Origin of the sequence: Brevundimonas sp., from assembly GCF_041911375.1 — a bacterium.
Lineage (GTDB): Bacteria > Pseudomonadota > Alphaproteobacteria > Caulobacterales > Caulobacteraceae > Brevundimonas.
Map to the genome: position 1 here is coordinate 1 of NZ_JAYRPA010000057.1, position 4,465 is coordinate 4,465.

General features: G+C 69.1%; 5 protein-coding genes. 2 read left to right on the top strand and 3 right to left on the bottom strand.

Annotated features, from left to right (window positions below; genetic code table 11):
• A partial coding sequence (locus ACE3PU_RS10480) for a hypothetical protein (protein ID WP_374389445.1) occupies positions 1 to 77 on the bottom strand: 77 nt, incomplete at its 3' end.
• A 428-nt stretch (positions 78 to 505) separates the two neighbouring features.
• On the bottom strand, positions 506 to 1,099 hold the full coding sequence (locus ACE3PU_RS10485) for a hypothetical protein (RefSeq protein WP_374389457.1): 594 nt from the start codon (positions 1,097 to 1,099) through the stop codon (positions 506 to 508).
• A 419-nt stretch (positions 1,100 to 1,518) separates the two neighbouring features.
• Between ACE3PU_RS10485 and ACE3PU_RS10490 the strand changes: the two genes are divergently transcribed.
• The gene (locus tag ACE3PU_RS10490; RefSeq protein WP_374389459.1) at positions 1,519 to 2,703 is read left to right on the top strand and encodes a glycosyltransferase family 2 protein; all 1,185 of its coding nucleotides are present in this window, start codon (positions 1,519 to 1,521) and stop codon (positions 2,701 to 2,703) included.
• Here the strand turns inward: ACE3PU_RS10490 and ACE3PU_RS10495 are convergent.
• Positions 2,646 to 4,151, bottom strand: a complete 1,506-nt coding sequence (locus tag ACE3PU_RS10495; RefSeq protein ID WP_374389461.1) for a lipopolysaccharide biosynthesis protein — start codon at positions 4,149 to 4,151, stop codon at positions 2,646 to 2,648. The genes ACE3PU_RS10490 and ACE3PU_RS10495 overlap by 58 nt on opposite strands.
• A 92-nt stretch (positions 4,152 to 4,243) precedes the next feature.
• Between ACE3PU_RS10495 and ACE3PU_RS10500 the strand changes: the two genes are divergently transcribed.
• Positions 4,244 to 4,396 (top strand): hypothetical protein, encoded by a 153-nt coding sequence (locus tag ACE3PU_RS10500; protein ID WP_374389463.1) that lies wholly within the window; start codon positions 4,244 to 4,246, stop codon positions 4,394 to 4,396.
• The last annotated feature ends 69 nt before the right edge of the window (positions 4,397 to 4,465 follow it).

Consider the following 4,465-nt stretch of genomic DNA (forward strand, 5'->3'; position numbering starts at 1 on the left):
ACATAGTCGTCCAGACACTCGGGAAGCAGCGTCGGCTGCCGGCGATCTCCACCCTGGACGAAGCGGCTCATGCCCACCTCCTGCTGACCTCAGAAGGCTAACCTAATTCGCTTGGAGGGAAGGCGTTTTCACACAGCCTCGACTCATTGCAGACGTCCGACGCTTCCGGTCCCGTGCGCCTCTGCCCGGCAAGCGAGCAGGGTTGGGAGTATTCTCTCCTGAATTGTAGATTAAGTTCGGCGGACCCGCTTCAAGGCCGCGCGACGCCAGCGATTTGCCTTATCGCGCGATGGCACCGACACCCCGTCGCTGATCCCCGGCCGTTCGCACTCTCAGCGTCGTGGGATGGCGTAGCGGCGATTGCGGGGTCGGGGGGGCTATACTCCGGTTGGAGCCGGTGATCCCCCGGATCGTAGTAGGCCACCTGTGTAGAAGCCGATCTTGCCTATGCCGGTCCGGATATCTAGCCGCGCCGGCATGCTCTTGGCGATCTCCCCGGCCCGTCTCAGGAACTCGCCGGCTTCGAGCGCTTTCCAGGCACCTGAACGGCAGGTTGCAGATTCAGAACAGGGTTGGGACGCCAGTCGCCGGACACACGCAGAAGGCGTTGTGGAACCGAACTGTCAACGACTGACAATGCAATCACCGCGCCAACAACCGCCTCCACCGCGTCCGTCAGTCGGCGGCCGTGCGTATTCTCCGGGTCCAGCAGGCGGCGAACTTCCTTCTCGTCAACGCCCAGATGATCTGCGAGTCGCCCATTTGAAATCTGCTGGGCGCGCATATTGTCCCAAAGCAGGGCCTTGAGCGCGACGACCTGGTCGGGAACGATCAGCTGTTCGTACCGGTTGGCGTCGCCGGTGCGTTGAGCGCCGCGGGTGGATGGGGCCGGGATCATCTCCCGGGCCACGATCAGCCGCGCTAGCTCTGCGGTCAGCGCATCTCGGGCCGCCTTATGCGGGTCTCCCGTGGTTGGCGCGATGACCAGATCGGGAAAGGCGTCAAAGGCGATCTCGAACAGGTCGCCTCGCCGCATTACCCGAGCCAAATATGCGACCGGTCGACCGCTTTCAGCGAGAAACTTCGGCTCATCGGCCATCGTCATTATCCGTACAAATGCGACCGAGAGATCGGTCAGTTTTGTCCGAGAATCAAGCGCGGCCGATCTCGCGGAAGACTTCCGAAGATTTCCGCTTTCTAAGACTATCCTAATGTCTGCATCTAGAGCCGAGCGGACGACGGCCACAAAGGCCTGTTCCGGCCGACCATCTTGCAATCGCAAAGCGCGCCTAACCTTCGTAGTCGATGGGCCGCCACACTGGCTTACCTCACCAACCCATGTTGCGTTTGCTCCGTGGCCGGCCTTGTCATTGGGGCCCAAGCTCTTCGCCTTTGGCGGCGCACTGAGGGATGCACGCCCGCCGGGGGTTCGCAGGGCGACCATCGTCCGGTAGGGTAGGGCGTCTCTCCTCCCCGGGAGGCGATCCTTCGCCGTTCAGCGGCGCCTGGAGCGAGCGCATGCCACTCGACCACGCGCGTGACACCGTCGCCTCGCCCGCGGCGGTCGATGTCCTGATTCCCGCCTATAACGCGGCGGCGACGGTTGAGGGCGCTGTGCGCTCCATCCTCGGTCAGACCCGGCGCGACATTCGGGTCATCGTCATCGACGACGGCTCCACCGACTCCACGCCCGTCATTCTGGATCGACTCGCCGCCGAGGATCCGCGTCTGGAGGTGATCCGCCGTCCGAACGGCGGCATCGTCGACGCCCTGAACGCGGGGCTCGCCCTGTGCACCGCGCCGCTCGTGGCGCGCCACGACGCCGACGACCTGGCTTTCGCGGACCGGCTCGCCGCGCAGATCGAATATCTGGACCGCCATCCCGACTGCGTCGCCGTCGGCGCCAATGCCCGCCACATCGACGGCGACGGGCGTCCCACCGGCGTGGTGACCACCTTCGGTGCGGTGGACGCCGACCCCGCGGCGCTGCCGTCTCGCGAACCCTATATCATCCACCCCTTCCTGACGGCCCGACTCGCGCCAATCCGGGCCGTCGGCGGCTACCGCCACGCCTTTCACGCGGAGGACACGGACCTCTATTGGCGGCTGCTGGCCCAGGGACGGCTGCACAACCTGCCAGAAGTCCTCGGCCTCTATCGGCTTCACGCCGCCAGCGTGACCAATCGCTCGCTGCGCAACGCCCGCATCAGCGCGCTCAATGCCCAGCTAGCGGCCGTGTCCCACCGCCGGCGCCTTGCGGGGCAGCCGGACCTGGCTTTTCCGCGCGAGCGGCTCGCGCCCTTCGAAGCGGCGGGCGACCTCGCCGGGATGCTGGATCTGGTCCAGGATCTGACGGCGACGGAGCGCCGCTATGTGGCCGCCGCCACCGCGGTCAAGCTGATGTCGGCGACGCTGTTCCGTCCGTTCGAGCTCGACCTGTCCGACTGCCGCTTCATCCGTGCGGCCCTGGAAAACGCGCCGCCCGTTCCCGAGGCCAACCGTCGGGAAGTGCGGTGGTTCGTGGCCTCGACCGGCCGGCGGCTGCTGGCGCGCGGACGCGTGCAGGCCTTCCTCGCTCTGGTGCCGGCGACCCTGTTCCACCGGGTGGGCCTGCAGGCCACGCGCGGGCTCGCCCGTCGCCTGCGTCAGCGGGTCGCCGCCGTCCGTCGCCCCAGCAACTCCCCCGCGACCGCCCACAGCTGAACGAGCTGACGACGGGCCAGGAGCAGCAAAAGGAGGCCGTAGAGGGCGCCGCCGAGCGCGACCAGCAGCGCAAGGCGCAGGGCGGCGGCTTCGATCCCGCCGACGATCGGGCGGGCCGCCCAGACCGCCACCGCCATGCCGACCGCGCAGACCAGCGGCGGGATCACCGCGCCGATCGTGCCCCTGAGGTCGACGCCGGCGTGGCGGGACAGCAGGATCTGCGGATAGGCGAGGGTCAGATAGCTGCGCAGCACATAGGCCGCAGCGACCGCGATCAGGCCGTAGGGCAGGGCGATAAGTGTCAGGCCGAGCGTCAGGCCGAACTGAAGCGCGGCGATGCTCAGGATGAGCCCGGGCCGGTTCACCGCCGCGAGGGCCGGGCCGGAGAAGAAGTTCATCACGAAGGGGAGGGCCATCAGGGCGAGCACCCGCGCGACGGCGCCCGCGCCGGCCCATTCCGCGCCGAACAGCAGAACCACCACGTCCTCGGCCAGCACGGCGAAGCCCGCCAGCAAGGGAAAAACGCCAAGGGCGGCGACCCCGACGAAGCGGTTGTAGGCCCGCGACAGGGCCGCGCGGTCTTCATCGAGCCGCGACAGGGTCACCAGGGCGACGGAGCCGATCGGCGCCAGCACGGTTTGGCCCACCAATTCGATCAGGCGCCAGGCGACGCGATAGCGCCCGACCTCGGCGGCCCCATAGGCGCGCCCGATGAAGACGTCCTGGACGCGGCCCAGCAGCATCCACAGCAGCTGGCTCATCGTCATGCTGAGGTTGAAGTGCGACAGCTCCCGGACCAGGCTACGTTCGAAGCGCCACTGGGGCCGCCACCGGCAGGCCCGCCAAGCCAAGGCGGTGGACATCACGCCCCCGACCACCGACTGGACGACCAAAGACCAGACGCCGAATCCGGCCAGCGCCGAGGCGACCGCCACGACCCCGGCGACGACGCCGGTCAGCAGGGCCTGCCAGGCGAGCGTCCTGTGGCCGAAGTCCCGTGACAGCCGGGCTGCCGGGACGACCCCGAGCGCGGTGATCGGCAGGGTCGCCGCCAGCGCCTGGATGATGGGCGCCACGGCGGGAGCGTGGACGGCCGCGGCGTAGAACGGCGCGACCGCCGCCAGCAGACCGCCGGCGACCAGGCTGACCAGCAGGGCGAACCACACCGAGGTGCTGGCGAACGCCTCGGTCAACGTCGGCTGGCGGGTGACGGCGTCGCCCACGCCGGCGCCGGCCACGATCCGGCCGATCTCGACCACGACCCCGGCAAGCGCGAAGACGCCGAACTCGGTCGGCCCGAGGAGCCGGGCGAGGACGAGGAACAACACGAAGCTCGTCACCGATCCGCCGGCGACGCGCAGGATGGACCACAGCGCGGCCGAGGCGCTGCGCAGGCGTAGCGGCGCGCCGCCCCCCGCGGGCGGGTTCGGCAGGGGAGGGGCGGTCATTCGCGGGCCTTTCGCCGAGGCGGAGAATCAGGCGTCATTCAGGGGTCGTTAGAAGGTTGCGGCGATGATCCGCGCCCGACGGGGAGGACAGGATGCGACACGCCCATACGACCGGCCCATGGGGGGGCTCGTCTCGCTCCGACGCGCGCTGGACGCCGCGCCAGACGCTCGCCTTCGCCTTCGGCGCCTCGCTTCTGTTGTGGTCGGTCATCGCGCTCGCGGTCCAGGGGCTGCTGCCCAGTTGAGATCAATAGCCCGGCGCGGCCAGGCGCGGCCGTCGCGCGGGCCGCTCGGCCGCGGGCGGCGGCGGGGGC